At 52.3% G+C, this 26987-nt stretch carries 34 protein-coding genes; 23 read left to right on the top strand and 11 right to left on the bottom strand.

The window, feature by feature from the left end:
- Positions 1 to 112 precede the first annotated feature (112 nt).
- A complete protein-coding gene (gene amyA / locus N5923_RS16975; RefSeq protein WP_267142649.1) occupies positions 113 to 1597 on the top strand; it encodes an alpha-amylase in 1485 nt (494 codons plus the stop codon).
- A 47-nt stretch (positions 1598 to 1644) separates the two neighbouring features.
- Here amyA and yedD read toward each other — a convergent pair whose 3' ends face one another.
- On the bottom strand, positions 1645 to 2106 hold the full coding sequence (gene yedD, locus N5923_RS16970) for a lipoprotein YedD (RefSeq protein WP_267142648.1): 462 nt from the start codon (positions 2104 to 2106) through the stop codon (positions 1645 to 1647).
- Positions 2107 to 2265: 159 nt separating this feature from the next.
- On the opposite strand from yedD, the gene N5923_RS16965 reads away from it, so the two are divergent.
- Together N5923_RS16965 and N5923_RS16960 are read left to right on the top strand one after the other, a co-directional pair.
- A complete protein-coding gene (locus N5923_RS16965; RefSeq protein WP_267142647.1) occupies positions 2266 to 2589 on the top strand; it encodes a DUF6388 family protein in 324 nt (107 codons plus the stop codon).
- Positions 2590 to 2690: 101 nt separating this feature from the next.
- Positions 2691 to 2939 (top strand): CsbD family protein, encoded by a 249-nt coding sequence (locus N5923_RS16960; protein WP_267142646.1) that lies wholly within the window; start codon positions 2691 to 2693, stop codon positions 2937 to 2939.
- Between the two features lie 46 nt (positions 2940 to 2985).
- On the opposite strand, the gene iraP is transcribed toward N5923_RS16960, so the two are convergent.
- The gene (gene iraP / locus N5923_RS16955; RefSeq protein WP_267142645.1) at positions 2986 to 3270 is read right to left on the bottom strand and encodes an anti-adapter protein IraP; all 285 of its coding nucleotides are present in this window, start codon (positions 3268 to 3270) and stop codon (positions 2986 to 2988) included.
- 40 nt (positions 3271 to 3310) lie between these two features.
- Positions 3311 to 3604, bottom strand: a complete 294-nt coding sequence (locus N5923_RS16950; protein ID WP_267142644.1) for a hypothetical protein — start codon at positions 3602 to 3604, stop codon at positions 3311 to 3313.
- A 242-nt stretch (positions 3605 to 3846) separates the two neighbouring features.
- On the opposite strand from N5923_RS16950, the gene N5923_RS16945 reads away from it, so the two are divergent.
- Complete coding sequence (locus N5923_RS16945) at positions 3847 to 4089, top strand: DinI-like family protein (RefSeq protein WP_267142643.1); 243 nt, start codon at positions 3847 to 3849, stop codon at positions 4087 to 4089.
- A 115-nt stretch (positions 4090 to 4204) separates the two neighbouring features.
- On the top strand, positions 4205 to 4384 hold the full coding sequence (locus N5923_RS16940; RefSeq protein WP_267142642.1) for a YnfU family zinc-binding protein: 180 nt from the start codon (positions 4205 to 4207) through the stop codon (positions 4382 to 4384).
- Between the two features lie 200 nt (positions 4385 to 4584).
- On the opposite strand, the gene cspE is transcribed toward N5923_RS16940, so the two are convergent.
- From cspE to fliE, 5 genes are all read right to left on the bottom strand, one after another.
- Positions 4585 to 4797 (bottom strand): transcription antiterminator/RNA stability regulator CspE, encoded by a 213-nt coding sequence (gene cspE, locus N5923_RS16935; protein WP_017800059.1) that lies wholly within the window; start codon positions 4795 to 4797, stop codon positions 4585 to 4587.
- Between the two features lie 315 nt (positions 4798 to 5112).
- Positions 5113 to 5379 carry a hypothetical protein gene (locus N5923_RS16930; RefSeq protein ID WP_267142641.1) on the bottom strand — a complete coding sequence of 89 codons (267 nt, stop codon included), beginning with the start codon at positions 5377 to 5379 and terminating at the stop codon, positions 5113 to 5115.
- Between the two features lie 284 nt (positions 5380 to 5663).
- Positions 5664 to 6635, bottom strand: coding sequence for a chemotaxis protein (locus N5923_RS16925; protein WP_267142640.1), 972 nt, complete (start codon positions 6633 to 6635; stop codon positions 5664 to 5666).
- Positions 6636 to 6842: 207 nt separating this feature from the next.
- Entirely contained in the window at positions 6843 to 7010 is a 168-nt protein-coding gene (locus N5923_RS16920; RefSeq protein ID WP_267142639.1) for a hypothetical protein, read from the bottom strand.
- 201 nt (positions 7011 to 7211) lie between these two features.
- Positions 7212 to 7523 (bottom strand): flagellar hook-basal body complex protein FliE, encoded by a 312-nt coding sequence (gene fliE, locus N5923_RS16915; protein WP_267142638.1) that lies wholly within the window; start codon positions 7521 to 7523, stop codon positions 7212 to 7214.
- Positions 7524 to 7767: 244 nt separating this feature from the next.
- Here fliE and fliF point away from each other — a divergent pair, with 244 nt between their 5' ends.
- The 15 genes from fliF to N5923_RS16840 all read left to right on the top strand — a co-directional run bounded on the left by fliF (position 7768) and on the right by N5923_RS16840 (position 21735).
- Entirely contained in the window at positions 7768 to 9489 is a 1722-nt protein-coding gene (fliF, locus tag N5923_RS16910; RefSeq protein WP_267142637.1) for a flagellar basal-body MS-ring/collar protein FliF, read from the top strand.
- Complete coding sequence (fliG, locus tag N5923_RS16905) at positions 9486 to 10478, top strand: flagellar motor switch protein FliG (RefSeq protein ID WP_267142636.1); 993 nt, start codon at positions 9486 to 9488, stop codon at positions 10476 to 10478. The genes fliF and fliG overlap by 4 nt, the downstream gene beginning before the upstream one ends.
- Complete coding sequence (fliH, locus tag N5923_RS16900) at positions 10471 to 11172, top strand: flagellar assembly protein FliH (RefSeq protein WP_267142635.1); 702 nt, start codon at positions 10471 to 10473, stop codon at positions 11170 to 11172. Before fliG ends, fliH begins: the two co-directional genes overlap by 8 nt.
- Entirely contained in the window at positions 11172 to 12533 is a 1362-nt protein-coding gene (fliI, locus tag N5923_RS16895) for a flagellar protein export ATPase FliI (RefSeq protein WP_267142634.1), read from the top strand. The genes fliH and fliI overlap by 1 nt, the downstream gene beginning before the upstream one ends.
- Before the next feature lie 33 nt (positions 12534 to 12566).
- The gene (gene fliJ / locus N5923_RS16890) at positions 12567 to 13013 is read left to right on the top strand and encodes a flagellar export protein FliJ (protein ID WP_267142633.1); all 447 of its coding nucleotides are present in this window, start codon (positions 12567 to 12569) and stop codon (positions 13011 to 13013) included.
- Positions 13010 to 14311, top strand: a complete 1302-nt coding sequence (locus N5923_RS16885) for a flagellar hook-length control protein FliK (RefSeq protein WP_267142632.1) — start codon at positions 13010 to 13012, stop codon at positions 14309 to 14311. Before fliJ ends, N5923_RS16885 begins: the two co-directional genes overlap by 4 nt.
- 131 nt (positions 14312 to 14442) lie before the next feature.
- Positions 14443 to 14928, top strand: a complete 486-nt coding sequence (gene fliL / locus N5923_RS16880; protein WP_267142631.1) for a flagellar basal body-associated protein FliL — start codon at positions 14443 to 14445, stop codon at positions 14926 to 14928.
- A gap of 4 nt (positions 14929 to 14932) precedes the next feature.
- Complete coding sequence (gene fliM, locus N5923_RS16875) at positions 14933 to 15940, top strand: flagellar motor switch protein FliM (RefSeq protein WP_267142630.1); 1008 nt, start codon at positions 14933 to 14935, stop codon at positions 15938 to 15940.
- Positions 15933 to 16340 carry a flagellar motor switch protein FliN gene (gene fliN, locus N5923_RS16870; protein ID WP_267142629.1) on the top strand — a complete coding sequence of 136 codons (408 nt, stop codon included), beginning with the start codon at positions 15933 to 15935 and terminating at the stop codon, positions 16338 to 16340. The genes fliM and fliN overlap by 8 nt, the downstream gene beginning before the upstream one ends.
- Entirely contained in the window at positions 16341 to 16736 is a 396-nt protein-coding gene (fliO, locus tag N5923_RS16865; protein ID WP_267142628.1) for a flagellar biosynthetic protein FliO, read from the top strand.
- Positions 16736 to 17473 carry a flagellar type III secretion system pore protein FliP gene (gene fliP, locus N5923_RS16860; protein WP_407704487.1) on the top strand — a complete coding sequence of 246 codons (738 nt, stop codon included), beginning with the start codon at positions 16736 to 16738 and terminating at the stop codon, positions 17471 to 17473. Before fliO ends, fliP begins: the two co-directional genes overlap by 1 nt.
- 47 nt (positions 17474 to 17520) lie before the next feature.
- Positions 17521 to 17790: a flagellar biosynthesis protein FliQ gene (gene fliQ, locus N5923_RS16855; protein WP_267142626.1), complete on the top strand. Its 270-nt coding sequence runs from the start codon at positions 17521 to 17523 to the stop codon at positions 17788 to 17790.
- Positions 17790 to 18575, top strand: coding sequence for a flagellar biosynthetic protein FliR (fliR, locus tag N5923_RS16850; protein WP_267142625.1), 786 nt, complete (start codon positions 17790 to 17792; stop codon positions 18573 to 18575). Before fliQ ends, fliR begins: the two co-directional genes overlap by 1 nt.
- Positions 18576 to 19227: 652 nt before the next feature.
- A complete protein-coding gene (gene rcsA, locus N5923_RS16845) occupies positions 19228 to 19863 on the top strand; it encodes a transcriptional regulator RcsA (protein ID WP_017800077.1) in 636 nt (211 codons plus the stop codon).
- A gap of 168 nt (positions 19864 to 20031) precedes the next feature.
- The gene (locus N5923_RS16840) at positions 20032 to 21735 is read left to right on the top strand and encodes a methyl-accepting chemotaxis protein (RefSeq protein ID WP_267142624.1); all 1704 of its coding nucleotides are present in this window, start codon (positions 20032 to 20034) and stop codon (positions 21733 to 21735) included.
- A 101-nt stretch (positions 21736 to 21836) separates the two neighbouring features.
- On the opposite strand, the gene dsrB is transcribed toward N5923_RS16840, so the two are convergent.
- Together dsrB and N5923_RS16830 are read right to left on the bottom strand one after the other, a co-directional pair.
- Positions 21837 to 22028 carry a protein DsrB gene (gene dsrB, locus N5923_RS16835; protein WP_267142623.1) on the bottom strand — a complete coding sequence of 64 codons (192 nt, stop codon included), beginning with the start codon at positions 22026 to 22028 and terminating at the stop codon, positions 21837 to 21839.
- Positions 22029 to 22102: 74 nt separating this feature from the next.
- The gene (locus N5923_RS16830; RefSeq protein ID WP_097096922.1) at positions 22103 to 22261 is read right to left on the bottom strand and encodes a YqaE/Pmp3 family membrane protein; all 159 of its coding nucleotides are present in this window, start codon (positions 22259 to 22261) and stop codon (positions 22103 to 22105) included.
- Between the two features lie 336 nt (positions 22262 to 22597).
- On the opposite strand from N5923_RS16830, the gene yodD reads away from it, so the two are divergent.
- The 3 genes from yodD to N5923_RS16815 all read left to right on the top strand — a co-directional run bounded on the left by yodD (position 22598) and on the right by N5923_RS16815 (position 25304).
- The gene (gene yodD, locus N5923_RS16825) at positions 22598 to 22831 is read left to right on the top strand and encodes a YodD family peroxide/acid resistance protein (RefSeq protein WP_267142622.1); all 234 of its coding nucleotides are present in this window, start codon (positions 22598 to 22600) and stop codon (positions 22829 to 22831) included.
- Between the two features lie 394 nt (positions 22832 to 23225).
- A complete protein-coding gene (locus N5923_RS16820) occupies positions 23226 to 24041 on the top strand; it encodes a mannosyl-3-phosphoglycerate phosphatase-related protein (protein WP_267142621.1) in 816 nt (271 codons plus the stop codon).
- Between the two features lie 42 nt (positions 24042 to 24083).
- A complete protein-coding gene (locus N5923_RS16815) occupies positions 24084 to 25304 on the top strand; it encodes a glycosyltransferase family protein (RefSeq protein ID WP_267142620.1) in 1221 nt (406 codons plus the stop codon).
- Here N5923_RS16815 and dgcQ read toward each other — a convergent pair.
- Positions 25301 to 26968 (bottom strand): cellulose biosynthesis regulator diguanylate cyclase DgcQ, encoded by a 1668-nt coding sequence (dgcQ, locus tag N5923_RS16810; RefSeq protein WP_267142619.1) that lies wholly within the window; start codon positions 26966 to 26968, stop codon positions 25301 to 25303. The genes N5923_RS16815 and dgcQ overlap by 4 nt on opposite strands.
- Positions 26969 to 26987 lie beyond the last annotated feature (19 nt).

Genomic DNA, 26987 nt, shown 5'->3' with positions numbered 1-26987 from the left:
TCTTCTCTCTTCCTGAACCCGAGCCGGTTGTCACTCCCCTGACAGCCGGCTTTCTTTTTATCCGCCTTGCACCATACTTCATTCTCCCTGCGGTGGAAAATGGAACCAGAAGATGCGCAATCCCACGCTGTTGCAGTTCTTTCACTGGTATTACCCGGATGGTGGCAAACTCTGGCCAGAAGCGGCTGAACGCGCAGCCTGGCTGGCAGAAATTGGCTTTACCGTTGTCTGGCTGCCGCCGGCCTGCAAAGGTGACGCAGGCGGCTATTCAGTCGGTTACGACAGCTATGACCTGTTCGATCTCGGTGAATTTGATGCCAAAGGCAGCCGGGCGACCAAATATGGTGACAAACAGCAGCTGCTGGCGGCAGTCGGGGCGCTCAAATCCCACAACCTTGGCGTGCTGCTGGATGTAGTGCTGAACCATAAAATGGGCGCCGATGAAAAAGAGACGGTGCAGGTTAACCGGGTCAATGCGGATAATCGTGAAGAGATCGATGAAGAAGTGGTAACGGCGGAAGCCTGGACGCGCTTTACCTTTCCGGTGCGTAATGGCAAATACTCGAAATTTATCTGGGATTACAAATGTTTCAGCGGTGTTGATCATATCGAAAACCCCGATGAAAACGGCGTATTTAAGATTGTAAATGATTACACTGGCGATGGCTGGAATGATCAGGTCGATGACGAGCTAGGTAATTTCGACTATCTGATGGGTGCAAATATCGACTTCCGCAACCGTGCAGTCACCGAAGAGCTGAAATACTGGGCGCGCTGGGTGATGAATGAAGTTCACTGCACCGGTTTCCGGCTGGATGCGGTAAAACATATTCCCGCCTGGTTTTACAAAGAGTGGATCGACCATATTCAGGACGTAGCCGAACAGCCGATGTTTATTGTGGCGGAATACTGGTCCCATGAAGTGGATAAACTGCAGCAATATATTCATCAGGTGGCAGGCAAAACTATGCTGTTTGATGCGCCACTGCAGATGAACTTCCATATCGCCTCAAAACAAGGGGCCGAATACGATCTCAGTCAGATCTTTAACGACACGCTGGTCGCCGCAGATGCTTTTCATGCCGTAACGATTGTCGCCAATCACGACACTCAGCCGTTGCAGGCGCTGGAAGCGCCGGTGGAAAGCTGGTTCAAACCCCTCGCCTATGCGCTGATTCTGTTGCGCGAACAGGGTGTACCGACAGTATTCTATCCCGACCTGTTTGGCGCCAGTTACAGCGATAAGGGCGGTGATGGTGAAGAGTACGCAATTGAGATGCCGGCTATCACCGAACTTGAAGCGTTAATCCGCGCGCGTCAGCAGTTCGCTCATGGCGTGCAAACCGATTACTTTGACCATCCGAACTGCGTCGCCTTTAGTCGCAGCGGCACCGAACAGCAACCCGGCTGTGTCGTGGTCATGTCTAATGGCGAGGAAGGTGAGAAAAATGTGGCGCTGGGCGAGCATGGCGCGGATTCGCAGTGGTATGACTGGCTTGGCCATCGCGACCAGATTATTACCTGCGATAAGCAAGGGAATGGGCAGTTTTACTGCAATGCCGGCAGTGTCAGCGTCTGGGTAATGCAGCAGGATTAACACCACTGGCCCGGAGAGCCTCTCTCCGGGCGTGAGCTGCGGCGGTGTTACGGTGTGGTTTTTTTCACTTTCATCAGCGCCGGTTCAATATTTTGCAATGTGGTGGCAGTTGGCTGATTCGGCAGTTCATCCAGTGCCTGCTGGCACTCAGCCGTCGGGTGATTCATTTTCTGCATTTCCAGTTTGTCATACAGCAGCGTCGTGCCTTTTCTCTCCAGCGGCATCACACGTAACGCCCGGTTGACGTTAACATAATCCCCACTGCGCACCGTCAGTTTGCCCGGTTTGGCAATCACACGCTGCCACTGGCGACAATCCAGCGTATCACCCTGCGGGGTGATAATCAGACTGGCCACCGCCTGCTCGCTGATCAACCCCGACTGCGGCGTTACCGTTTGCCAGACTCCCTGCAAATCGGCCGGAGCCGGTGTCTTAACCGCCTGATCATAACTGGTAATCTGCGTACAACCGCTCAGTGCTAACGCACAAAGTACAATCCACTTCTTCATTTTTATTCCCTGTCTTCGATGCGTACGCCGGTACGGTATAATTTTTCCGGTAATTTCTGCAAGAAACATTCGCCAAATTTCCTCCAGAGCTGGCCCCGGGGGAGAATCTGTGGTGCATCAAGTGTAAACTATCCCGATTGAGTCAAAAGGATAATTACCATGAAAACCCCAGAAGAGTATTACACCCTCGCCCGCGCCATGTTCTTACAGGCGCATCCCGATTTTCACGCTGCGATGGAGAAAATCTCGCCACAAGACGCGCAGTCGATGGGCGTATCACTGGAAAAACTGAAAGAGATTCAGGCCGATCGTATCTACGCCGCCTTTCTGCGCGCGAAAAAACAGGATGCGATGCTGTTCTCGATCCAGCTGGCTGAGCCCGACAAAGAAGTGGCGGCGCAGGCGATTGAAAAATATCTGCGCTCGCATGCCAAAGCGCTGGGTATGAGCTGGGAAGAGTTCTGTATTAAAAATGAGCTATAACGCCACATTTATAAACAATTGATCCGGCAGCCTTTGCCACTGATGGTCTACCCTTAATGGTGTCTCGCAATGACGACTCAATAGTTTATTAAGGAGAAATTATGTTTGACCAGGCTAAAGACAAAGTTGATGAAGCTATCGGTGCAGGTCAGGAACAGTTCGGCAAAGCGACGCGCTCACCGGAACACGAAGCGAAAGGCTCGGTGCGTAAGCAGCTGGCGCGCGGCAGCTATGCGGTAGACGATCTGGTTGATTCAGTAAAACAGCAAACTAAAAGTTCGCCGCTTGGCGCGCTGGCAATTGCTGCGGGAATCGGATTTGTTCTCGGCAAAGTGATTGGCCGTAAATAAATCGCTATTGAGCTCGCTGCGGCGAGCTCAACACGCGTCGACAGGATTATGCTTCTGATTTCTCATCAACATAACGCGTCACCGCCAGCAGGCGATTAACATGGGTCAGCAGCAAATCGACATCGGATTGCAAAAAAGCCGCCGGAGATTCGGTCGCCATCTGCACAGCATTCTGAATATTTTGCGAGATATTATTCGAACCCTCTTTACCGGCGGTCAACAACAGCGCCGCGATCAACAAAGATTGCGCTTCAACCTGAGCCGTCAGCTCTTTGCTATCCACATCCATCTTCGCCAGCTTCATTAAAATATCGATAACCAGTTGCTTCATAGGTATTCCCCTGTGTATTAACCCTAAACCCCGACCTTGATCAGGTGGCGCTCATCGCCTTAATCCGCGAATAACCATAACTGAAGGTCTGATCACCAGGGCAAACCAGCACTAACACATCACCGGATTGTGCCTCGCCAAGCATCTCATCAAGTTCGCTATCAAACTCTTTACTCAGATTGGGTAACGCCATAAACATTTCACCGGGATAATCCTCGTTATCATCTGGCGGCATATCTTCAATGCGCGCACCTTTAACCACATAGATAAGCAGTTGCTTACCTTCATGCAACACTTCCGCCCTCAGGTGCTTACCCGTTGGATGCTTAGCCATACTTACTCCAAATCTGTTTTGTACCCGCAGGTACGCCATTCTTACTGACCGAGAGAGAGGAAGCTACCACTGTCTCACATATTTAAGAAAGACTGTTGCACGCAGAAACGATAATTTTTGCGACAATCGCCGTATAAATCACCTGTTGTGTGCCGATAGCCATTGATACTGTATTATTATCCAGTATTATTGGCGAGCAAAATAAACACCCCAGGGATCCCTGACCAGAGAGGTTTTCAGTAATGTTCGTCGAGTTGATTTACGATAAGCGCAATGTGGCAGGATTGAACAATGCCAATGAAATGATCCTTGAAGAGCTGGAAAAGCGAATTCATCGCGCATTTCCTCAGGCTCTGGTGAAAGTGAAGCCAATGCAGCGTAATGCTATCGACACTGACGCCAGTAAAAGCGATAAGGCGATTATGGCGCGGATTATTGAAGAGATGTTTGAAGAAGCGGATATGTGGCTGGTTGCGGATATGTAAGCAGATTACGCCTGAAATTTTGCGGGCGTCAGCACTCTTTCCGGCGGATAAAAAGCGAGCTATTGCCCGGAACCGGGCGTAAACTGAGCTACCTGTAACGAATGAGATAACCCCTATGATAAATCTCGACAGTTTACTTTTCTTTCGTTCCGGCACGCGGCAGATAAAATGCCCCGCCTGCGCGCATCCTCATAAGCAGCTTTCGGCGAAAGTCAGCAAAAATCTGACGCTGATCTGCCCGCATTGTGGCCATTATTTCACAGCTGTACAGCGCAATAGCGAAAAAACGCCGTAATATAATCATGAAAATAATATTGTAAGCGGCAATATTATTTTTTATCTGCGTTTTAATTTTGGCAGGCGGGCGCCAGCAATGCTTTGCCGAAATTCAGACGCAAAAAAACCCGCACAAGGCGGGCTTTTTATTACAGGCTATTTACACTACTCCGGCCGGGGCCATCATCGCTATGGTAAATAAGCCTGTGGCGTTATTGCTTAGCGTGCAACAACGTTGGTCGCTGAAGGACCTTTAGCGCCGTTCTCTACAGAGAACTCTACGCTCTGACCTTCGTCGAGGGTCTTGAAGTTATCACCCTGGATTGCAGAGAAATGTACGAATACATCTTTGCTGCCATCGGTAGGAGAAATAAAGCCGAAACCTTTCTCAGCGTTGAACCATTTTACTAAACCAGTCATTTTGTTAGACATAATACTTTCCTCTGAATTTCAAAGCCCGTAAACAGGCGGACAGGATTGCTTTGCAGATAATACTTATGAGCAAGGTAATAAGAAGATTCAGGAAAAGAGATATCTAAGATAACGCTCGAACTGAGAACTGCTTTAATAAAACCGCTTGGCATAAATAGGTCTGTACCACAAACCGATGCGCTATTTACACATGGAACACTTTTTTAAGCAAGCACTATCATCGATTTATTTTTAACAGACGTAACCTGGCTGCAACAATTACTGGCCGTTACCGGCAAAAAAAAAGACCCGCAATATGCGGGCCACGGCAGTTTATCAGGCTTCATTTTCGATGCGGTTGGCTTCGATTTCAAGATCCTGCACGGTTTTTTCCAGCGTCTCAAGCACGGCGCCTTGCTGGGTAAGCAGATCATTTATCGCCGCGGCGAACGCCTGATTTTTGTATTCGCCAGCATCAAATGCCAGCCAGTGTGCTGACAGCGTTTCAGTATTGGACTGGGCATAGTGACGCATTTCTTTCAACTGCGAAGTCACATCGCGTAAATAATCGGTCTGCGTTTTCGGGGTTTCATTATCACTCATGCTGTTCCCTTTCTGGTTAATTAGCGTAAAGAAATCACACTACCCAGTTAAATGTAGTGGAAAATCGCCAGTTAACCTTAGGATTAATCGGAAGATGCTTTTGGCAACCGTTAAAGGCCAAAAAGGCCGTCTGCTAATACAGACAGCCTTACATAAAAGGGGTGACCTTTCTCCGGCGCTTATCTCCGGCGCTCACATCGCTGTGGCGTTAGCTCTGCGAAAGGATCAGCATAGCGTAACAGCCCATTTCTCAACGGCAGTGAAACCATTTTAAATCAGCAGGATCAGCGCGACGCTTCATCCATAACACGATGCAGAACCGCAGACAGCTCATTGATCTCAAATTTCGCCACGTAACCATTGGCGCCAACTTTACGCACATGGTCTTCATTGGCGCTGCCCGACAGCGACGAATGGATCACTACCGGTAGCTGTCTTAATACCGTATCGGTTTTAATATTGCGCGTCAGAGTAAAACCATCCATCTCCGGCATTTCCAGATCGGTCAGCACCAGCGAAATCTTATCGCTAACAGGCCGCCCTTCCGACTGCGCCTCTTTCGCCAGCAGTTTGATTCGGTTCCAGGCTTCCAGTCCGGTGTTATGTAACTCTGCAGGAATACCCATAATCTTCAGGCCCTGCTCCAGCATATTACGCGCAACTTTGGAATCTTCCGCCACGATAGCCACCGCGCCGGGGGTGAATTTGAAGAATTTTTCCTGAATCTGCTCAGCCGGCACATCGCGCACGGAAGGAATAATGTCATGCAGAATCTGCTCAACATCCAGCACCAGCGCCATATTATTGCCGTTGCCCTGCTCTTCATTATCAAGCAGCGCAATGCTGGTGACATTACGGCTACTGACGCTGGCATCTGCCGGATGCACCTGGCTCCAGTTCAGCCGGACAATATTATCCACGGACTCCACGGCAAACGCCTGCGTGCTGCGGGCATACTCAGTCACTAACAGCAGGTTCAGACCGGTAGTGGGTTCACAACCCACAACCGCTGGCATATCGATCACCGGGATCAGCTGGCCACGAATATTGGCCATTCCCAGCAGCGGGGAGCGCATCCCCGCTGCACGGGTAATCGGTGGCATAGGGACAATTTCACGCAGCTTAAAGACATTAAGGCCGAACAGCTCCGATTTCTCTTCCTGATTCGCATTACCCAGGCGAAATAATAAAAGTTCGAATTTATTTGATAATGTGAGATTCGCTCTTTCATCGATTTCTTTCTGAAAGTTATCCATCTTTAACCTCTAAGCTATTATTTATTAATGTAAACTTACATGTGATATCGATGATGAGCCAAAGCAGTAAAGCCTGCGCCTTCTCACGAGCATGCGTGCTGTTGTTATTGCTGTTAAAGGTTATCGGCAGAGGTTAGAAAAAATAGAGGTCTGAAAGAGGAGAATAAGAATTAATTTTGTAAAACAGTGCGAGGCGGTTTGACGGACTCAGAACAGCAGTTTAGCCAGCGCCACGGTCAGACCGGCGGTGCCAATAATGATCGACGCGATCCATTTGGTCTGCTTGTTAATCTCTTCGTGCAGGTCAGCTTTAGTGCAGTAGTTGGCTTTGATTATCGCAATATCCATCTCAAGCTGGGTGATTCTTTGTTCCATATGCTCTTCTCCCTGAACTTATCGTGTTGTAAACCATCCTCGCATCGTTAAAAGCTATTTTATCACCAGCATTGCCACCAATGAATCACTTTTTTGTCAAGGTTACCAAAGATATGTCAGGCAAGACGAGGAGGAAAAGCAGATAAAGAGAGCAGAGCCGGGGGCACAGATGTTACCCCCAATAGTGTTAGCTGATACCCACTACACCTGCATATTCATAATGTCCTGATACGCCGACACCAGTTTATTACGCACCTGGATACCCATCTGCATTGAAATCGAGGATTTCTGCAGATCGACCATCACATCATTTAGCGCCACACCGGGTTTACCCATTTCGAAGTCCTGAGCCTGGCTGCGAGCCGCATTCTGCGTTTCACTGATTTTACCTAATGCCGCTTTTAACTGACCGGCGAAATCTGCATGCGAGGTGCTGTCACTGCTTTGATTGCTGGCCTGTAACATCGCGGTCTGCATCTGCTGAACAACACTTTCAATACCCTGAATTGCCATCTTTTTACCCCGGTATAGATGATGGTGATTTTTTGATGTCTGCAAACTTATCACAGTGTCAATAAGACAAAGCCCCTAAATAGCAGCAAAAAACACAGCTTATTCACCCATCGAATTTTACGATTCAGAAAATAATGGCAATCCATTGAGGTGGAACTTTATTTATTGCAAGCCGCATCAGGGAGTCAGTTTTGCTACCACACAACGTGAAACCGTCAGGTCAACTGTCAGGCAGGAACCGGTCATGAATGCTACCACACAGGATTCAGCAGAAAAGAAAGGCTTTAGTGACCTTTTGGTTCGCCTGCGCGCAAACCCTCGCATTCCTTTAATTATTGCCTCCGCGTTTGTTATCGCGGTGGTCATTGCCATGGTTCTGTGGGCGAAAGCGCCAGATTATCGTGTCCTTTATAACAACCTCACCGACGAAGACGGTGGCGCAATTGTTACGCAGTTAACCCAGATGAACGTCCCTTATCGTTTTGAAGAAAACGGCGGCGCGTTAATGGTGCCAGCAGAGAAAGTTCACGAACTGCGTCTGCGCCTGGCGCAACAGGGTTTGCCGAAAGGCGGCGCAGTTGGCTTTGAACTGCTGGATAAAGAGAAGTTCGGTATCAGCCAGTTCAGTGAACAGGTTAACTATCAGCGCGCTCTTGAAGGCGAGCTGGCCCGCACCATCGAAACCTTTGGTCCGGTCAAAACCGCACGCGTCCATCTGGCGATGCCAAAACCGACCTTATTTGTCCGTGAGCAAAAGTCACCTTCTGCTTCCGTTACGCTGAACCTGCAGCCGGGCCGTGCGCTCGATGAAGGCCAGATCAGCGCCGTGGTACATATGGTCTCCAGCAGCGTCGCCGGCTTACCGCCAGGCAACGTGACGGTGGTCGACCAGGCCGGACGTCTGCTGACCCGTGCTGAAGCTGCAGGCCGTGACCTGAACGATGCACAGCTGAAATACACCACCGACGTTGAAAGCCGTTACCAGCAGCGTATTGAAGCGATTCTGGGTCCGATTGTCGGCCAGGCTAACGTTCACGCTCAGGTTACCGCGCAGATTGATTTCGACAGCCGTGAGCAGACCGACGAGCAGTACAAACCGAATACCGACCCGCGTAACTCCGCGATTCGCTCTCGTCAGAGCAGCGTCAGCGAGCAGCTGGGTGGACAGAGTGCAGGTGGTGTACCAGGGGCGTTATCGAATCAACCGGCGCCGGCGAATACCGCTCCGATTTCAACCGAGAACACCACGGCAGGCGCGAACGGCGCGGCTAACGCGAATGGCAACAACGCGAATAACGCAAACGCTGCGGCAACCGCCAACGCTAACAGCGCGCGTACTCTGCCGTCGAACACCCGTAAGGATGACACCACTAACTACGAAGTCGACCGCACCATCCTGCACACCAGGATGAATGTCGGCAACGTTAAACGCCTGTCGGTGGCTGTGGTAGTGAACTACCGCGCCGACGATAAAGGCAAAGAGATCGCGCTTAATGAGCAGCAGATTAAGCAGATTGAAGACCTGACGCGTGAAGCAATGGGCTTCTCCACCGATCGCGGTGATAGCGTCAACGTCGTCAACTCACCGTTTACCCAGAGTGATGTTAGCGCGGGTGAACTGCCGTTCTGGCAACAACAGTCGTTCTTTGAACAGCTGATGACCGCCGGACGCTGGTTGCTGATTGCGCTGGTCGCCTTTGTCCTCTATCGCAAACTGGTTCGTCCGCACCTGGTACGTAAGCAGAAGCTGGAGAAAGCCGCCGAAGAAGCTGCCGCTGCCAAAGCCCTGCAGCCAGAGGAAGAAGATTATAAGGTCTCGCTCAGTAAAGATGAGCAGGACCAGGAACGTAAGTCTCAGCATCGTATGAGCGCTGAGGTCCTGAGCCAACGTATTCGCGATATGTCTGAAAACGACCCGCGTGTGGTGGCCCTGGTTATTCGCCAATGGATGAGTAACGAACTATGAGTCTGACCGGTACTGAAAAAAGCGCCATCCTGATGATGACAATTGGCGAAGAGCGCGCAGCTGAGGTGTTTAAACACCTTGGCACCCGCGAAGTGCAGCATCTGAGTGCGGCGATGGCCAATATGAAGCAGGTGTCGCACAAACAGCTGACTGACGTGCTGCGTGAGTTCGAATCCGATGCTGAGCAGTATGCGGCGCTGAGCCTCAACTCAAATGATTACCTGCGTTCGGTGCTGACCAAAGCGCTGGGTGAAGAGCGTGCCGCCACCCTGCTGGAGGACATTCTCGAAACCCGCGAAACCACGACCGGCATGGAAACGCTGAACTTTATGGAACCGCAGGCGGCGGCAGATCTGATTCGCGACGAGCATCCGCAAATCATCGCCACCATTCTGGTGCATCTGAAACGTGGTCAGGCGGCCGATATTCTGGCGCAGTTCGACGATCGTCTGCGTCACGATGTGATGCTGCGTATCGCCACCTTCGGCGGAGTACAGCCAGCGGCGCTGGCGGAACTGACAGAAGTGCTGAACGGCCTGCTCGATGGCCAGAACCTCAAGCGCGCGAAGATGGGCGGCGTAAGAACCGCAGCCGAGATTATCAACCTGATGAAAACGCAGCAGGAAGAAGCGGTTATCGAAGCGGTACGCGAATTCGATGGCGAGCTGGCACAGAAAATTATCGACGAAATGTTCCTGTTCGAAAACCTGGTGGAAGTGGACGACCGCAGTATCCAGCGCCTGTTGCAGGAAGTGGAGTCCGAGCAGTTGCTGGTCGCACTGAAAGGTTCCGAACAGCCGCTGCGCGAGAAGTTCCTCAAGAACATGTCTGCCCGTGCAGCCGATATCCTGCGCGACGACCTGGCCAACCGTGGTCCGGTCCGTATGTCCGCAGTGGAAAACGAACAGAAAGCGATCCTGCTGATTGTTCGTCGTCTGGCGGAAAGCGGCGAGATGGTCATTGGCGGCGGCGAGGAAACTTATGTCTGATGCCTTTTCTTCCCGGCCGTGGAAAGCCTGGCAGCCTGATGATTTAGCGCAGCCAGAGAAGCCGTTAATCGAAGAGTTTGTGCTGCCACAGATGGCTACCGACGATATCGATGAAGCCGATGAACAGCAGAGCCAGCTGGAAATGTTACAGGCGCAGATCCGCAGTGAAGCGCAGAATCTGGGCTACGCCGAAGGGCATAAAAAAGGCTTAAGTGAAGGCCAGCAGGCTGGCTATGAAGCGGGTTTTCAACAGGGTCTGGCTGAAGCCCAGCAGCAGCAGGCGCCATTGCAGGCGCGTATGCAGCAGCTGGTTGCCGAATTCCAGCATACGCTGGAAGCGCTCGACAGCGTGATCGCTGCGCGCCTGATGCAGATGGCGCTGGAAGCTGCGCGTACGGTAATTGGCCAGGCCACCGCCGTCGACGGCACTGCCCTGCTGCGTCAGATCCAGCAGATGATTCAGCAGGAGCCGATGTTTAGCGGCAAGCCGCAGCTGCGCGTGCATCCGGACGATTTACAGCGCGTTGAGCAGACGCTGGGCGCGACGCTGGATCTGCATGGCTGGCGTTTGCTGGCTGACAGCTCGCTGCATCCAGGTGGCTGTAAAGTCAGTGCGGAAGATGGCGATCTTGATGCCAGCATTGCCACCCGCTGGCATGAGTTATGCCGCCTGGCCGCACCGGGAGAATTGTAATGACAACACGTCTTTCACGCTGGCTTGGCACGCTTGACTCCTTCGAGCAGCGTATGGCCCAGGTCCCTGCAGTACGCCGCTATGGCCGTCTGGTACGTGCCACCGGTCTGGTACTGGAAGCGACCGGCCTGCAACTGCCACTGGGCGCGACTTGCGTTATTGAACGTCATGACGGCAACGACGTTTCCGAAGTGGAAAGCGAAGTGGTGGGTTTTAACGGTCAACGGCTGTTTCTGATGCCGCTGGAAGAAGTCGAAGGCATTCTGCCCGGCGCGCGCGTATACGCCCGCGTGGTTGGTGATAACCAGCACAGCGGTAAACAGCTGCTGCTGGGACCAGAACTGCTGGGTCGCGTGCTGGATGGCGCAGGTCGTCCGCTGGATGGTTTGCCGGCACCGGACACCGGCTATCGCGCCCCGCTTATCACGCCACCGTTTAACCCGTTGCAGCGCACGCCAATTACCGATGTGCTGGATACCGGTGTGCGGGCGATTAACGCCCTGCTTACTGTTGGCCGTGGTCAGCGTATGGGACTGTTCGCCGGTTCCGGCGTCGGTAAAAGCGTGCTGCTCGGCATGATGGCGCGCTACACCAAAGCGGATGTGATTGTGGTCGGGCTGATCGGTGAGCGTGGCCGTGAAGTAAAAGACTTTATTGAAAATATTCTTGGGGTTGAGGGGCGTTCCCGTGCGGTGGTGATTGCCGCGCCCGCCGACGTCTCTCCCCTGCTGCGTATGCAGGGTGCCGCCTATGCCACGCGTATCGCCGAAGATTTCCGCGATCGCGGTCAGCATGTGCTGCTGATTATGGACTCCCTGACGCGTTATGCGATGGCGCAGCGTGAAATTGCGCTGGCAATTGGCGAGCCACCGGCAACCAAAGGCTATCCACCTTCGGTGTTTGCCAAACTGCCGGCGCTGGTTGAGCGCGCCGGTAACGGTATTGACGGTGGCGGATCGATCACCGCTTTTTACACCGTCCTCACCGAAGGCGATGATCAGCAGGACCCGATTGCCGACTCGGCGCGCGCCATCCTTGATGGCCATATTGTGTTATCACGTCGCCTGGCGGAAGCCGGTCATTATCCGGCGATTGATATCGAAGCCTCGATTAGCCGTGCAATGACCTCGTTAATCGACGAAACACATTATGCCCGCGTAAGGCAATTTAAACAGTTGTTGTCGAGCTACCAGCGCAACCGCGATCTGGTCAGTGTCGGCGCCTATGCCGCCGGGAGCGATCCGACGCTGGACAGAGCGATTAAGCTCTATCCGGAACTGGAAGCGTTCCTGCAACAGGGCATTTTTGAGCGCAGTCAATATGATGACGCCAGCCTGCATCTGCAGGCCATTTTCGGTTAATAACAACCGCAGATAACATCCGTTGAGACCAGCATGGCGAAACAGAATACACCGATAGAGACGCTGCGCGACCTGGCACAAAAAGACGTCGAGAAAGCCGCCGTGCAGCTGGGCGATGTGCGCCGCGCGCACAAGCAGGCTGACGAACAGCTCTCCATGCTGCTCAACTATCAGGATGAATATCGCAATAAATTAAATACCGATATGTCGGGCGGTATCGCCAGCACCCGCTGGCATAACTATCACCAGTTTATTCTGACGCTGGAAAAAGCCATTGAGCAGCATCGTAATCAACTGGCGCAGTGGAACCTCAAACTGGAACAGGCTTTACAGCTGTGGCGCAACAAACAGCAGCGGCTGCATGCCTACGAAACGCTGCAGGCGCGTGCCGAAGCTAACGAATTGCTACAAGAAAACCGTCTCGATCAGAAACGGATGGATGAATTTGCCCAACGGGCATCATTGAGGAAAGGCGAATGATAACGCTGCCAACACTTCCCACTTCAGTCACCTCTGACACCAGCACAGATACCTCAACCAGTGGCGAAAGCCTGCTGGCCGCTGGCGATACGCCAAAAGAATTTTTAACCCTGCTGGGCAATCGCCTTCTGACCCTGGCGCAGCAATCAGGCGGCACCGCGGTCGCCAGCGCACAGCTGGGTAAAGGCGAAGCCAAAGGCCAGCAGCAGCCGGTGACCGAACTGAGCGAGCTGATGGCGGCGCTGGATAAACCGGAGACCTTAAATGCCTTGTTGCAGACCGAAAATGTTAAAGGCAACAGTAAATCCGCCGATGATAAAGATAAGTTAGCCGCAACGGACTTAAGTGACAGTGACATGCAGACGTTACAGGCTCTGTTTGCCATGCTGCCACAGGCGCCGGTGCAACAACTGGCCACCGCCCCTGCCGCTGCGCAGAGTGCGCTGATCGGTAGCGGAACCGGTACTGGCACTGGCGGTAGCGCGGATAAAAACGGCGTGCTGGCGGCGGCGCTGAGCAGCCTGAGCGCGAAAACTGCGGCTGGCGATGATGTCAGCAACAGTGCGACAACCCCGCTGACCACCAGCAGCGCCACTGATGGCAAAAACCCGGCGACTGCGCTGCACAGCCTGTTCAGTGCTAACAGCAGTAATAATCAGACAGCAACCGACACATCGGCCAGCAGCGCCTTCCAGCAGGCATTAAGCAGCTTCACTAAAGAGGAGCCGCTGGATCAGAGTCCACAACAGGCCAGCAGCGTTAATCTGAGCGCAGTGGTCTCCAGTGCCAGCATGGTGACTACCACGCCGACCGCATCAGCCACCAGTCTGACACCGGCCACGCCACAGCTGAATTCACAGCTTGGTAGCCCGGAGTGGCAGCAGGCGTTAAGCCAGCAGGTACTGATGTTTAGCCGTAATGGTCAGCAGACCGCTGAGTTACGCCTGCATCCACAGGATCTTGGCAGTATTCAAATCAGTCTGAAACTGGATAACGACCAGGCGCAGCTGAATATGGTTTCCGGGCACAGCCAGGTGCGCGCCGCGCTTGAAGCCGCCCTGCCGCAACTGCGCACTGCGCTGGCGGAGAGCGGTATCAACCTCGGACAGACTAACGTCAGCAGCGATGCCTTCCCACAGAGCCAGTCGTTCAGTGGTCAGCAGGAATCGCGGCGTGATGGCGGTCATGGCAGTTTTGCCCAGGCAATGGACAACGATAGCGAAATAACGCCAATCGCCGTTCCGGCCGCTTTGCAGGCGCGCGCGGCAGGCAGTAATGCCGTCGATATTTTCGCCTGATAGCAACAAACGCAGAAGGTAGTAGCAAAACGCGTGTCTTTTCCCGCCATTGAACGGCGAGAGACGCGGCATAATCTGACCTGGCTCGCCGGCTGGCGTCGCTCAAATAATTCACAGGAAGTTATTGCAACATGTCTGATAACGCGAAAGCCAAAGGCCGCAAACGTTCATTTATGATCCCGCTGTTACTGGTCGTAACACTGGCCGCTTGTAGTGCAGGTGGCTACGCAGTGTGGCGCATGATGCATAAACCGGCTGGAACAGCTGATGCTGCTGAAAAGCAGGAACCGCCGGCCGCGCCTATATTTTTAGCTCTTGATACTTTTACGGTTAACCTGGTCAATGCTGACAACGATACCGATCGCGTGCTGTACGTAGGCTTTACCCTGCGTGTGCCCGATGAGGAGACCCGTCGTCGCATGAACGACTATCTGCCTGAGGTCCGCAGTCGTTTGCTGTTACTGCTGTCTCGTCAGAACGCTACGGCGCTGGCGGTTGAACAGGGTAAACAGGATCTGATGACGCAGATCAAACAGGTGCTGGCGCCTCCGCTGGTGAAAGGTCAACCACCGCAGGTGGTAAACGACGTACTGTTTACTGCCTTCATTTTGAGGTAAGTCGATGGGCGATAGCATTCTTTCCCAGGCTGAGATCGATGCGCTGCTTAACGGCGACAGCGACAGCGCGGAAGACGAAAATATTAAAAATAAGGGCGAAAGCGATATTCGTCCTTACGATCCCAATACCCAGCGTCGCGTGGTGCGCGAGCGTTTGCAGGCGCTGGAAATTATCAATGAGCGCTTTGCGCGTGCATTTCGTATGGGGTTATTTAACCTGTTACGTCGTAGCCCGGATATCAGCGTTGGCGGCATTAAGATTCAGCCTTACCATGAATTTGCCCGCAACCTGCCAGTACCGACTAACCTTAACCTGATACATCTGAAACCTTTACGCGGTACGGCGCTGTTTGTGTTCTCGCCAGGACTGGTATTTATCGCGGTGGATAACCTGTTTGGTGGTGATGGTCGCTTCCCGACTAAAGTTGAAGGCCGCGAATTTACCCATACCGAACAGCGAGTGATTCGTCGCATGCTGAAACTGGCGCTGGAGAGCTACAGTGACGCATGGAAGGCGATTTATCCGCTCGACGTTGAGTATGTGCGTTCGGAGATGCAGGTTAAGTTCACCAATATCACCACGTCACCGAACGATATCGTGGTCACCACCCCCTTCCAGGTGGAAATTGGCAACCTGATCGGCGAATTCAATATCTGTATTCCGTTCAGCATGATTGAACCGCTGCGCGAACTGCTGGTTAACCCGCCGCTGGAGAACTCGCGTCAGGAAGATCAAAGCTGGCGTCAGACGCTGGTGAAGCAGGTGCAGCACTCAGAACTGGAACTGGTAGCCAATTTTGCCGACGTCTCACTGCAGATCTCGCGCATTCTGAAGCTGCAACCCGGTGATGTGCTGCCGATTGAAAAGCCCGACCGAATTATTGCGCACGTCGATGGCGTGCCGGTATTAACCAGTCAATATGGCACGCTGAATGGCCAATATGCGCTGCGTGTAGAACATTTGATTAACCCGATTTTGAATTCGCTGAACGAGGAACAGCCCCATGACTGACAATAAACCGTCCGACGATAACGGGTCCGCGGACGATCTGTGGGCTGAAGCGATGAACGAGCAGGCGTCGTCATCCAGCGCGCCATCACCGGAGTCGGTGTTTAAGTCGCTGGAAAGCAACGATGTTGTCAGTTCAATGCAGGACATCGACCTGATTATGGATATTCCGGTCAAGCTCACCGTTGAGCTGGGCCGCACCAAGATGACCATCAAAGAGCTGCTGCGCCTGTCGCAGGGTTCCGTGGTGGCGCTGGATGGCCTGGCCGGTGAGCCGCTGGATATCCTGATCAACGGTTACCTGATTGCCCAGGGTGAAGTAGTGGTAGTGGCGGATAAATACGGCGTACGTATTACCGACATCATTACCCCGTCTGAACGTATGCGTCGACTGAGCCGTTAAATGAAAAGCAGCACCCAGCAGCTTCAACAGATTCCTTCAACTCAACCCGCAACATCTGCGGGTTCTGTGCTGACCCAGGTCAGTTCAGTACTGGCGTTTATCGTCTTACTGATCCTGCTCTGCGCCTGGCTGGCGCGCCGTTTTGGTTTTGCACCGAAAAAGGTGGGTTCGCAGTCGCTGAATATCAGCGCCAGTGTCAGTGTCGGCCAGCGTGAACGCGTGGTGATTGTCGATGTTGACGATGCGCGGCTGGTGCTGGGTGTAACTGCACAAACTATTACGCATCTGCATACGCTGCCGCCAAAGGACGAGGACGAAAATCCGATGCCCGCGGCCAAAGTTGATTTCCGCCAGATGTTGCAGACGCTGACCAAACGCCCGGGAAAACCGCAATGATTCGTCGCCTGTTAACCCTGTTGCCCCTGCTGCTGCTGGTGCTGGTTCCTGAGGTTCACGCACAATTACCCGGTCTGGTGAGTAAACCACTGGCCAACGGCGGTCAGAGCTGGTCACTGCCGGTGCAGACGCTGGTATTTATTACCTCGCTGACTTTTTTACCGGCCATGCTGCTGATGATGACCAGCTTTACCCGCATCATCATCGTCTTTGGTCTGTTACGTAACGCCCTCGGCACGCCGTCGGCGCCACCTAACCAGGTGATGCTCGGCCTGGCGCTGTTTCTGACCTTTTTTATTATGGCGCCGGTGTTCGACAAAATTTATCAGGATGCTTATCTGCCTTTTAGCGAGGATAAGATCAGCATGGAAGTGGCGATCGACAAAGGTGCGCAGCCGCTACGTGAATTTATGCTGCGTCAGACCCGTGAAGCTGATCTGGCGTTATTTGCCCGTCTGGCGAATACGCCGCCGATTGCCGGCCCGGAAGCCGTACCGATGCGTATCTTGCTGCCCGCTTATGTGACCAGCGAGCTGAAAACCGCGTTCCAGATTGGTTTTACGGTATTTATTCCGTTTTTGATTATCGATTTAGTGGTCGCCAGCGTACTGATGGCGCTGGGAATGATGATGGTGCCACCGGCAAGCATCGCCCTGCCCTTTAAGCTGATGCTGTTTGTGCTGGTCGATGGCTGGCAACTGCTGGTCAGCTCGCTGGCGCAGAGTTTCTACTCCTGAGCGGGCGGCGATAACGCCGCCCCTACGAAATACCTGGAAAACACAATATGACACCTGAATCGGTAATGGTCCTCGGCCAGGAGGCGATGAAAGTGGCGCTGGCACTGGCTGCCCCGCTGCTGCTGGCAGCGTTAATTAGCGGTTTGCTGATTAGCCTGTTACAGGCGGCGACCCAGGTTAACGAACAGACCCTCTCTTTTATTCCGAAAATCCTCGCCGTGGCGTCTACCGTGGTGATCGCTGGTCCGTGGATGCTGAGCCTGGTGCTGGACTATATGCGCACCCTGTTTAGCAACCTGCCTTACATCATCGGCTAATGCTGACCTTCGATAGCAGTCAGCTGCTCACCTGGATCGGTCAATTCTTCTGGCCAATGGTACGTATTCTGGCCCTGATTGCCACCGCGCCGATCCTCAGTGAGCGTTCGGTAAACCGTAAAGTGAAAGTCGGCCTTGCAGCAATGATCACCTGGCTGCTGGTGCCAACCCTGCCGCCAACTGACGTCACGCTGTTTTCCGTCGGTGGGTTCTGGCTGTTGATCCAGCAGATGCTGATTGGCATTGCCCTTGGCTTAACCATGCAGTTTGCTTTTGCTGCGGTGCGTACCGCCGGGGAAGTGATTGGTTTACAGATGGGAATTTCATTTGCGACCTTCTTTGATCCGGGTAGCCGTCTGAATATGCCGGTGCTGGCGCGTTTTCTCGATATGCTGGCGATGCTGCTGTTTCTCACCTTCAACGGGCACTTATGGTTGATTTCGTTGCTGGCGGACAGTTTTCATACCCTGCCGATAGGCGGCGATCCGCTTAACGCGAATGCCTTTCTGGCCCTGACCAAAGCCGGTGGATTAATTTTCCTTAATGGCATGATGTTAGCGTTACCACTTATCACTTTGCTGCTCACCTTAAATATGGCACTGGGTTTGTTAAACCGTGTTTCACCACAGCTATCGGTTTTCGCCATTGGCTTCCCTATTACCTTATCGATTGGAATTTTGACCCTCGGCATCATGATGCCGCTGCTGGCCCCCTTCTGCGAACATTTGTTCAGTGAAGTGTTTGATTTACTATCCAACCTCCTGACCGAGATGCCAGGAAAGTAAACATTAGCCCGACAAACACAACACCATCCCGATACTTAAGCATCTAAAATCAATGTGTGCATTTTTCGAACCATTTTTATCAGAATTCAACTAAGGAAATTCTGATAAATGCATTTCTCCGATGAAAATTATTCTTATTAAATGGCGCTTCGCGTATTTTAAAAATGAAAACCCAAACTGAGCGGGCTCAGGTTTACTGCAGCTATACAGCGTAAATGGGTGTTTTAAAAGGAATTTTTATTTAGTTTTTTTTCCTTGTCTAAAATTGTTTTTTGCGGCATTGTCAACACTCCTCGGGGTGCAAAACATTCGGAGAGTAAATGAATTTAAGAATTGTCCTATCAGCAACAGACTAGTTCTGCGCGATAGTGGCAGCGCTTTCAAAAAATTGCAGTGGGTACTTTGAAATGGCGGGCTGCCAGCTGGTCGTTCTGATCAGCACGATTTCACTGCGTTTAGACAGAGCACTACGTCTCCCAAACCCAACTATGCAGCAATCAGCAAGGATAAAAAGAGGGTCCAGGCAGAACATCGCTAAGGAATCCTGTCAGCTGAGAAACAATAAAAACTAGTGATAACAATCTTTCTCGTACCGCGATACGCGTAATTCATCGTTGATTTAACGGATAACAATTTGGTGAGGGTCGCTAACATGCCAACGATTATTATGGATTCATGCAGCTATACACGACTTGGTTTAATGGACTACATGGCGTTAAAAGGAGTTAAGAAAAAAAATATCTCCTCTGCCAGTGATATCGACCAGCTTCATAATAAATGCCAACAGGTAAAACCTGGCATTGTATTTATTAATGAAGAATGTTTTATTCACGAAGCAGATGCCAGCCAGCGGATCCGTAGTATTATTATGCAGCATCCGGATACGTTATTTTTCATCTTTATGGCAATTTCTAATATCCATTTTGAGGAATACCTCTACGTTCGTAAGAACCTGATTATTACATCAAAATCGATAAAGCCATCAACTTTAGATAATCTGCTGAGCACCTATTTACAAAAAAAATTCAGCACCACAACGCGTATTTCATCTGGTCTCGATGTGCACCCACTGACATTAAGCCAGACTGAATCAAATATGCTAAAAATGTGGATGTCAGGTCATGATACCATTCAGATCTCTGACAAGATGCAAATCAAAGCCAAGACAGTTTCATCGCATAAAGGCAATATTAAACGCAAAATTAAAACACACAACAAACAAGTTATTTATCATGTGGTTCGTTTAACTGATAATGTCACCTCGGGCATTTATGTTAACGTGAGATAATCACGTTGTGAAAAGGTCGGCGCCTGCCGGCCTTTTTATTGACTTTTTTTCGCTGATTTTGCGACGCAGATCCCACTTACCCCCCTAATGTTTCTCCCCTGCTGGCCGATGTCTGGATCGATTACCGGAGCTATGCTTCGCCCTTCATCTGACAGAGAGCTACAGGATATGAAAGCTAACCAACAACCCGCACAGGGTGGGATACGTTTCTGGCAGAATCTGCGACTGGTTCCTTTGTTCGCAGTGATCTTCAGTGGAATTCTGCTGTTGTTTGCATTGTGTATTGGTCTTTCCAGCTATTTTTTGGTTAAAAGTAATCAGTCATTAAATGACGCCACGGGCGAAATTCAAATTCGCATGGGGCTGTCTAACAGCTCCAACCATTTGCGCACTGCCCGTCTGCTGGTGATTCATGCTGGCGCAGCAGCGCGCATTGGTGAAATGGATGAGTTTAAAGCCAACCTCGCGGCCGCCGAAAAAAGAATTAAACAGGCGCAGGATAACTTTCTTATCTATATCAACCGCGGCAATAAAACTGCCGATGGCATTAACCTTGATGGCCCTTTAAAAGAGAAATTTGATCACTACGTCAGTGATGGGTTACAGCCAATGTTAAGTTCGGCCAGCCAGGGCAGTTTTGAAGGTGTTATTGCCCATGAAACCGATGTCACCCGCAAACTCGATAATGAATATAATGACGTACTGCTAAAGGCGATTAAGATCCGCACCGACCGCGCGGAAGAGATTAATATTGTCGCGCAGCAACAATCGCGCATGGGCTTTATTATGATGGGCAGCGCATTTGCCGTAGCGCTGATTATTACCTTGGTAACCTTTATCTTCCTGCGTCGCGTCATCATCAATCCACTGCATAAAGCCGTTAGCCGTATTGAGCTGATCGCCAGCGGCGATTTAACCGCGCCAATGCAGCCATGGGGACGCAGTGAAATCGGCACGCTCAGCCATAACCTGCAAATTATGCAGCAGGCGCTGATGAAAACCGTCGGCACAGTGCGCGAAGGCGCAGTGGCTATTTATCAGGGTTCAAGTGAAATTTCAGCCGGCAACACCGACCTCTCCTCACGTACCGAGCAACAGGCGGCAGCGCTGGAGCAAACCGCAGCCAGTATGGAACAGCTCACCGCGACGGTAAAACAGAACGCCGAAAACGCCCATCACGCCAGCCAGCTGGCGGCAGATGCCTCCGGTAAAGCGCGTCAGGGCGGCGATATTGTGACCGGAGTGGTCAGCACCATGAATAATATCTCTGACAGTTCAAAGAAAATCGCCGAAATTACCACCGTAATTAACAGCATCGCCTTCCAGACCAATATCCTCGCGCTTAATGCCGCGGTGGAAGCCGCTCGTGCCGGTGAGCAGGGACGCGGCTTTGCGGTGGTAGCCAGCGAAGTCCGCAGTCTGGCGCAGCGCAGTGCGCAGGCGGCAAAAGAGATTGAAGGTTTGATCTCGGAGTCGGTGGATCTGATTGGCCGGGGTTCATCACAGGTTGGACAAGCGGGCGATACCATGGGCGAAATTGTCGATGCCGTACGCCGCGTAACCGACATTATGGCGGAAATAGCCGCTGCCTCAGATGAGCAGAGCCGGGGTATTGAGCAGGTCAGCCAGGCCGTTACCGAAATGGATAACGTTACTCAGCAGAACGCGTCGCTGGTTGAACAAGCCTCTGCCGCGGCCTCATCACTGGAAGAGCAGGCGGGTCGTCTGACGCAGGCGGTTGCCGCCTTCCGGCTGAGCGATCAGCAGCATCTCAGTGATAAAAGGGTGCCATCAGCAGCGCCAGCCAAAACATCACTGGCGGTTGCCGCAAGGCCAGCGCTAAGCAATGGTGATAACTGGGAAACCTTCTAGCAACCATCAGGGAGCCGAAAACGGCTCCCCTACATGTAGGGGCGGGGTTCTCGCCGCCCGGGGTTCTCGCCGCCCGGGGTTCTCGCCGCCCTTAAAAACCGTTAATCGTCGTACGGCACGACAAAGATACCCTCTTCATGGCCCTGCTCATTAAAGAACCAGATGCCCAGCGGATAATCATCCAGCGCTACCAGATACATGGTGCCTTCGCTAAACTCTTCCACCGCCAGCACATTACCTGTGCGGCGTGGACCGCCATCCGTCTTAACCGTCACCCGATCATTAACCTTCATGCGTTTCCTCCCACTGGATTACCCGCTGAAGTTTAACTGAAAACGCCGCGACTTTCCTGACCTGGCGCAATCACTTAGCGACGCGCGATCACCCAGACGGCATGCACGATACCCGGAATATAACCACACAGCGTAAGCAAAATATTCAGCCAGAACGCGCCGCCAAAACCTACCTGCAGAAAAACACCCAGTGGTGGTAACAAAATAGCGATAACAATACGCAAAAAATCCATAATGACTCCTGTTGGATAAATAATCAGTACAACATTTTTAATCTGACCGCTAAAGATAGCAGTTATCCCGGCTCTCGCTATCTCAGCCGTGTAAAACATCGTAAGTACGTATCCGCATAGCGATATTTTCGATTTCTTAACAGTTCGCAACGAGATTTTTGACACCGGCTGGCGCTACAATTTCCTTACTGCACCAACCCCAAAGGCGCAGTCAACCTAAAAGTAACAAGGATTTTTGCCCGCGCAGCGCGGGCTTTTTTTTATCCTTTTTCACCCTGCCCCCTGCTGTCGACCACGACTATACTTACAGGACAGTTGCTCTGTGAGGGTATTGCTATGACTACGGCGAAAGAGTACAGCGATAACATTCAGCGAGAAGTAGGGATCGATGTTGAGGCGTTGCTGGAGGCGATTCAGCGTCGTGCTACCGGTGAGGTGCAGGATTTTATGGAAAATGATGATGCCCACCACTTTCAGGTGGATGGTAAGCAGTATCACTCCTGTACCGAACTGGCGGAAGCTTTTGAGCTGGATATCCGCGACTTTTCCATCAGCGAAGTGAACCGATGAAATCGATTTCAAAAAAAATCCCGGCCACTGGCCGGGATGAAAATAGTATTCAATGAAATTTGTTACACCAGGGACTTCCTTTACAAAATCAGCTTACGCTTTAACCAAACTAAGACAAGTCTGATGTTGCAGCCAAAATACGACAATTGCCACAACCTTCATATCAGGCCGTGCAGACAAGTCACAGACATCGCGGCTTGCAGGGCGATCATGCCTGTTGAGTGCCGCTTCAGCCCCCGTCTCGCTTTAAGATAAATCCTAACCATTTTACCTCTCCCTCGGCCCGCAGCAACAAATCCTGGCGGCTAAATTCCGCCTTGTGCAGAGTCCGTTATACTTAACGGTTAATCAGGAAGTTATCTTTGTTATTTGGCTGACAGTTGAGGTACGTAACATGCCCGGTTTGCATGACTCGTTAATGATAGTGACGGATTTAGATGGTTCGCTGCTGGATCACCATAGCTACAGCTGGCAACCGGCGCAGCCATGGCTGGATAAAATTCTTCAGCATCAGATTCCACTGGTGATCTGCTCCAGCAAAACCGCATCAGAAATCATCCCGCTGCAACAGCAGCTGGGACTTAGTGGTGCGCCCTTTATTGCTGAAAACGGCGCGCTGGTGCAACTGGACCACGTCGATGGCGACAATCTGCGCCATCACGCCGGTAAAGATTACAGTGAAATCTGTCACTGCCTGCGTCGTTTGCGCCAGCAATATCAGTTTCGTTTCAGCGGCTTCGCTGATTTTACCGATCAGGAAGTGGCCGATATTACCGGTCTGACGGTGCGCAATGCCGCCCTTGCCCGCCGCCGTGAGGCCTCGGAATCTCTGGTATGGCGCGACAGCGAGCAGCAGTTCGCCGCTTTTTCCCGGGCGCTGGAGCAGGAGGGATTATCACTGACCCAGGGCGGGCGCTTCTGGCATGTGATGGCCAGCGGCAGTGGCAAAGGTGCAGCCCTGGCATGGCTGTTGCAAGCATACAAACAGGATAAGCGGTTCAGTCAGCACAATTTTATTACCATCGGCCTCGGCGACGGCCCCAATGATGCGCCGATGCTCGACAGTGTTGACTACGCGGTGGTGATTAAAGGCCACAGCAAAACGCCTGTCACTTTAACGCGTCAGGATCAGCAAAATATCTATCACACTTCAGCTTATGGCCCCGAAGGCTGGCAGGAAGGGCTGCAACATTTTATCGCGCAAGATTAGCCAAAATGCTGGCAAGCCGTACGCTGTTTAAAGGGGAATGCTATGAGTGATTTTTACCAGAATGGTGTTATTACCAATTTCCACAATCTGACCGGTCGGCGCGTCAGCGAACTGGAACAGGATCTGATCGCGTTTTCACATAAACGTAAAATGGGGCTGATACTGCCCTCGCTGTATTCCGAGCTGGAAGGCCCGGCGCTGAGTCATATTGTTGATGAACTGGCGAAAGTGCCCTATCTGGAAGAGATTGTTATCGGACTGGATCGCGCCGACCGCGATCAATTTCTGCATGCGCGTGAATTCTTTTCGCGTTTACCGCAGCGACATCGCATCCTGTGGAATGACGGCCCGCGTCTGAAGGCGCTGGATGCAGAGCTGGATAAAGAGGGATTGTCACCGGCCCAGCCAGGTAAAGGGCGGAATGTGTGGTTCTGTACCGGTTACACGCTGGCATCCGATCGCACCACCTGCGTTGCGCTGCATGACTGCGATATCGTTACCTATGAGCGCGGCATGCTGGCGCGCCTGCTTTATCCACTGGCGAACCCCTCATTCCAGTATGAGTTCTGTAAAGGCTTCTACGCGCGCGTGGCGGATAACAAACTCAATGGTCGTGTCGGTCGCCTGCTGGTCGGGCCGCTGCTGCGTTCGTTACAGAAAGTGTATGGCCATTCCGATTACCTCGACTATCTCAGCAGCTTCCGCTATCCGCTCTCCGGTGAATTCGCCATGCGTACCCATGTGCTGAATGGCATCAAAATCCCCGGCGACTGGGGGCTGGAAATTGGTGTGCTGTCAGAAATTTATCGCAACTACACCACGCGTCAGAGCTGTCAGGTGGAAATTGCCGACAACTACGACCACAAACATCAGCCATTATCGGAAGAGGATGGCACTGGCGGTTTGCGCCGTATGAGTAATGATATTGTGCAGTCGCTGCTGCGCAAAATGGCCACCATGGGAGTGAATATCACCAGTGACTCTTTCCGCGTACTGAAAGCCACTTACTACCGTAACGCGCTGGATATGATGGAAGTGTATAACCATGAAGCGGCGATGAACGGCCTGAAATTCGATCAGCACGCCGAAGAAGCGGCTGTGGAGATGTTTACCCAGTCGATTCTCGAAGCGGGCCAGTCGTTTATTGAACGCCCGAACGAAAAGCCCTTTATTCCCAGCTGGAGCCGCGTACAGTCCGCTTTCCCGGATATCCTGCAACGCATCTATCAGGCGGTGGAAGAGGATAACACTGGCGAAGTTTAACTCTGCCAGCAGATGCGGTTACGGCCGCTCTGCTTGGCGATATACAGCCTGCTGTCCGCCAGCGATTGCAGGCTTTCAACCTCATACTCACCCTGCTCTTCACTGCTGGCGACCCCCAGTGAAGCCGTCAGCTTCAGGGTTTGATCATTATGAATAAGCAGCTCTTTCTGCGCCAGTTTTTGCCGGATACGTTCGGCAATCGCGACCGCATCCTGCAGTGACGTTTCCGGCAATAACAGACAAAACTCTTCGCCGCCCACCCGCCCGGCGATATCCATGGCACGCAACGCGCGTCTGATCACCCCGGCGACATGCGCCAGCGCCACATCTCCGGCATGATGACCCCAGTTATCGTTAACCATTTTAAAGAAATCAATATCCAGCTGAATCACGGACAGCGGGCGCTGATTGCGCTGACACAGTGCCGCGCTATGGCTGCTGAGATCGAAAAATGCGCTGCGGTTATACAGACGGGTTAAACCATCGTAATTGGCACGCCACGCCAGCCGCGTTTGCAACTCCATCATGCGGCGAATTAAGCGGGTAATCGCATACCACGCAGCCAGCAACATCAGGCTAAACAGCAGCCACATCAGCAGTAACACCAGCGCTACCCGACCGGTTTCATCATGCAGGCCCTCGCGCAGCGTCTGGATATTAACGATCACACCATCAAAACCACGCAATCTGTCCCAGGTGATAAAACGGCTGCCAAGCCGCAATTCTCCTCTGGCACCCCGTTGCACCGCCGCCTGCAAGCGGGCGACTTCTGCCTGGCTGAAGTTGTGTCTGCCGGGCTGTCTGTCGCTGCTCGCCAGCTGATTAAACTGGCTATCCATCAGCATCACAATGCCCTGTTGCGGCTGCTGGAAACTGCGTTGCAGCAGTTTCTGGATGCTGTCACGGGTAAAGTCCATTGCCAGCACCCCATACCAGTACCCTTTGCTGTCAACCGGGGCGATGACGGTGATCATCGGCACCTCATCCAGTAATCCCTGATAGATGCTGGTCCAGTACAGACGGCGCTGGGGATTCTGTTGCAGACTCATGGCGCGAAAGTAATCGCGCGAAATCATGCCACGATAGCTCTCCAGCGTTTCCCGGTCATTTAGCGGCGGCGTGGAGCTGACATAAAAACCGCCGCGTGAGATATACCAGAGACGCGTCTGAAAATCGTGCTCGGGGTCGCTGAATTGCAGGATAAAGCTGAACTCCAGCGCCGCACTTAACTCATTTTTCAGCCGCTCAGGATCGTCACGATTCAGCAGCGGGTAATCGCGCAGCCAGCGGTCAGATACGCCATTAAGCGGCATGCTGCGCTGTGTATTCAGATTCAGTCGCCAGACCGGGCTGTCGCGCTGCGTGGCAAACAGCGCTATCGCCCGACGGGTATTGTCCGACTCTATTGGGCTGGTCAGCGCATAGCTGAGCATTGAGCGGTAAAAACTGAGCGCATCAAGGCCAAACTGGAACTGACGATCCAGCGCCACCGCCACGTTGGTCAGGTGGATCTGCTGGTTCACCTTCCAGGTATTTTTCAGCACCAGCCCTTCCCGCCAGGTGAGAAAAGTGGAGAACAGAAATACCGCTATAAAGCAGAAATGCACAAGGCTGCCGGGACGATGTTCTGCACCTGATAAACGGATAAAAGCATGACTCTTCAAGCGACAGCGCTCCCGATAC

Source organism: Winslowiella arboricola (assembly GCF_025527015.1).
Lineage (GTDB): Bacteria > Pseudomonadota > Gammaproteobacteria > Enterobacterales > Enterobacteriaceae > Erwinia > Erwinia arboricola.
The sequence above is the reverse complement of the archived record's forward strand: the minus strand, read 5'-3'. Positions and strand labels throughout refer to the sequence as shown.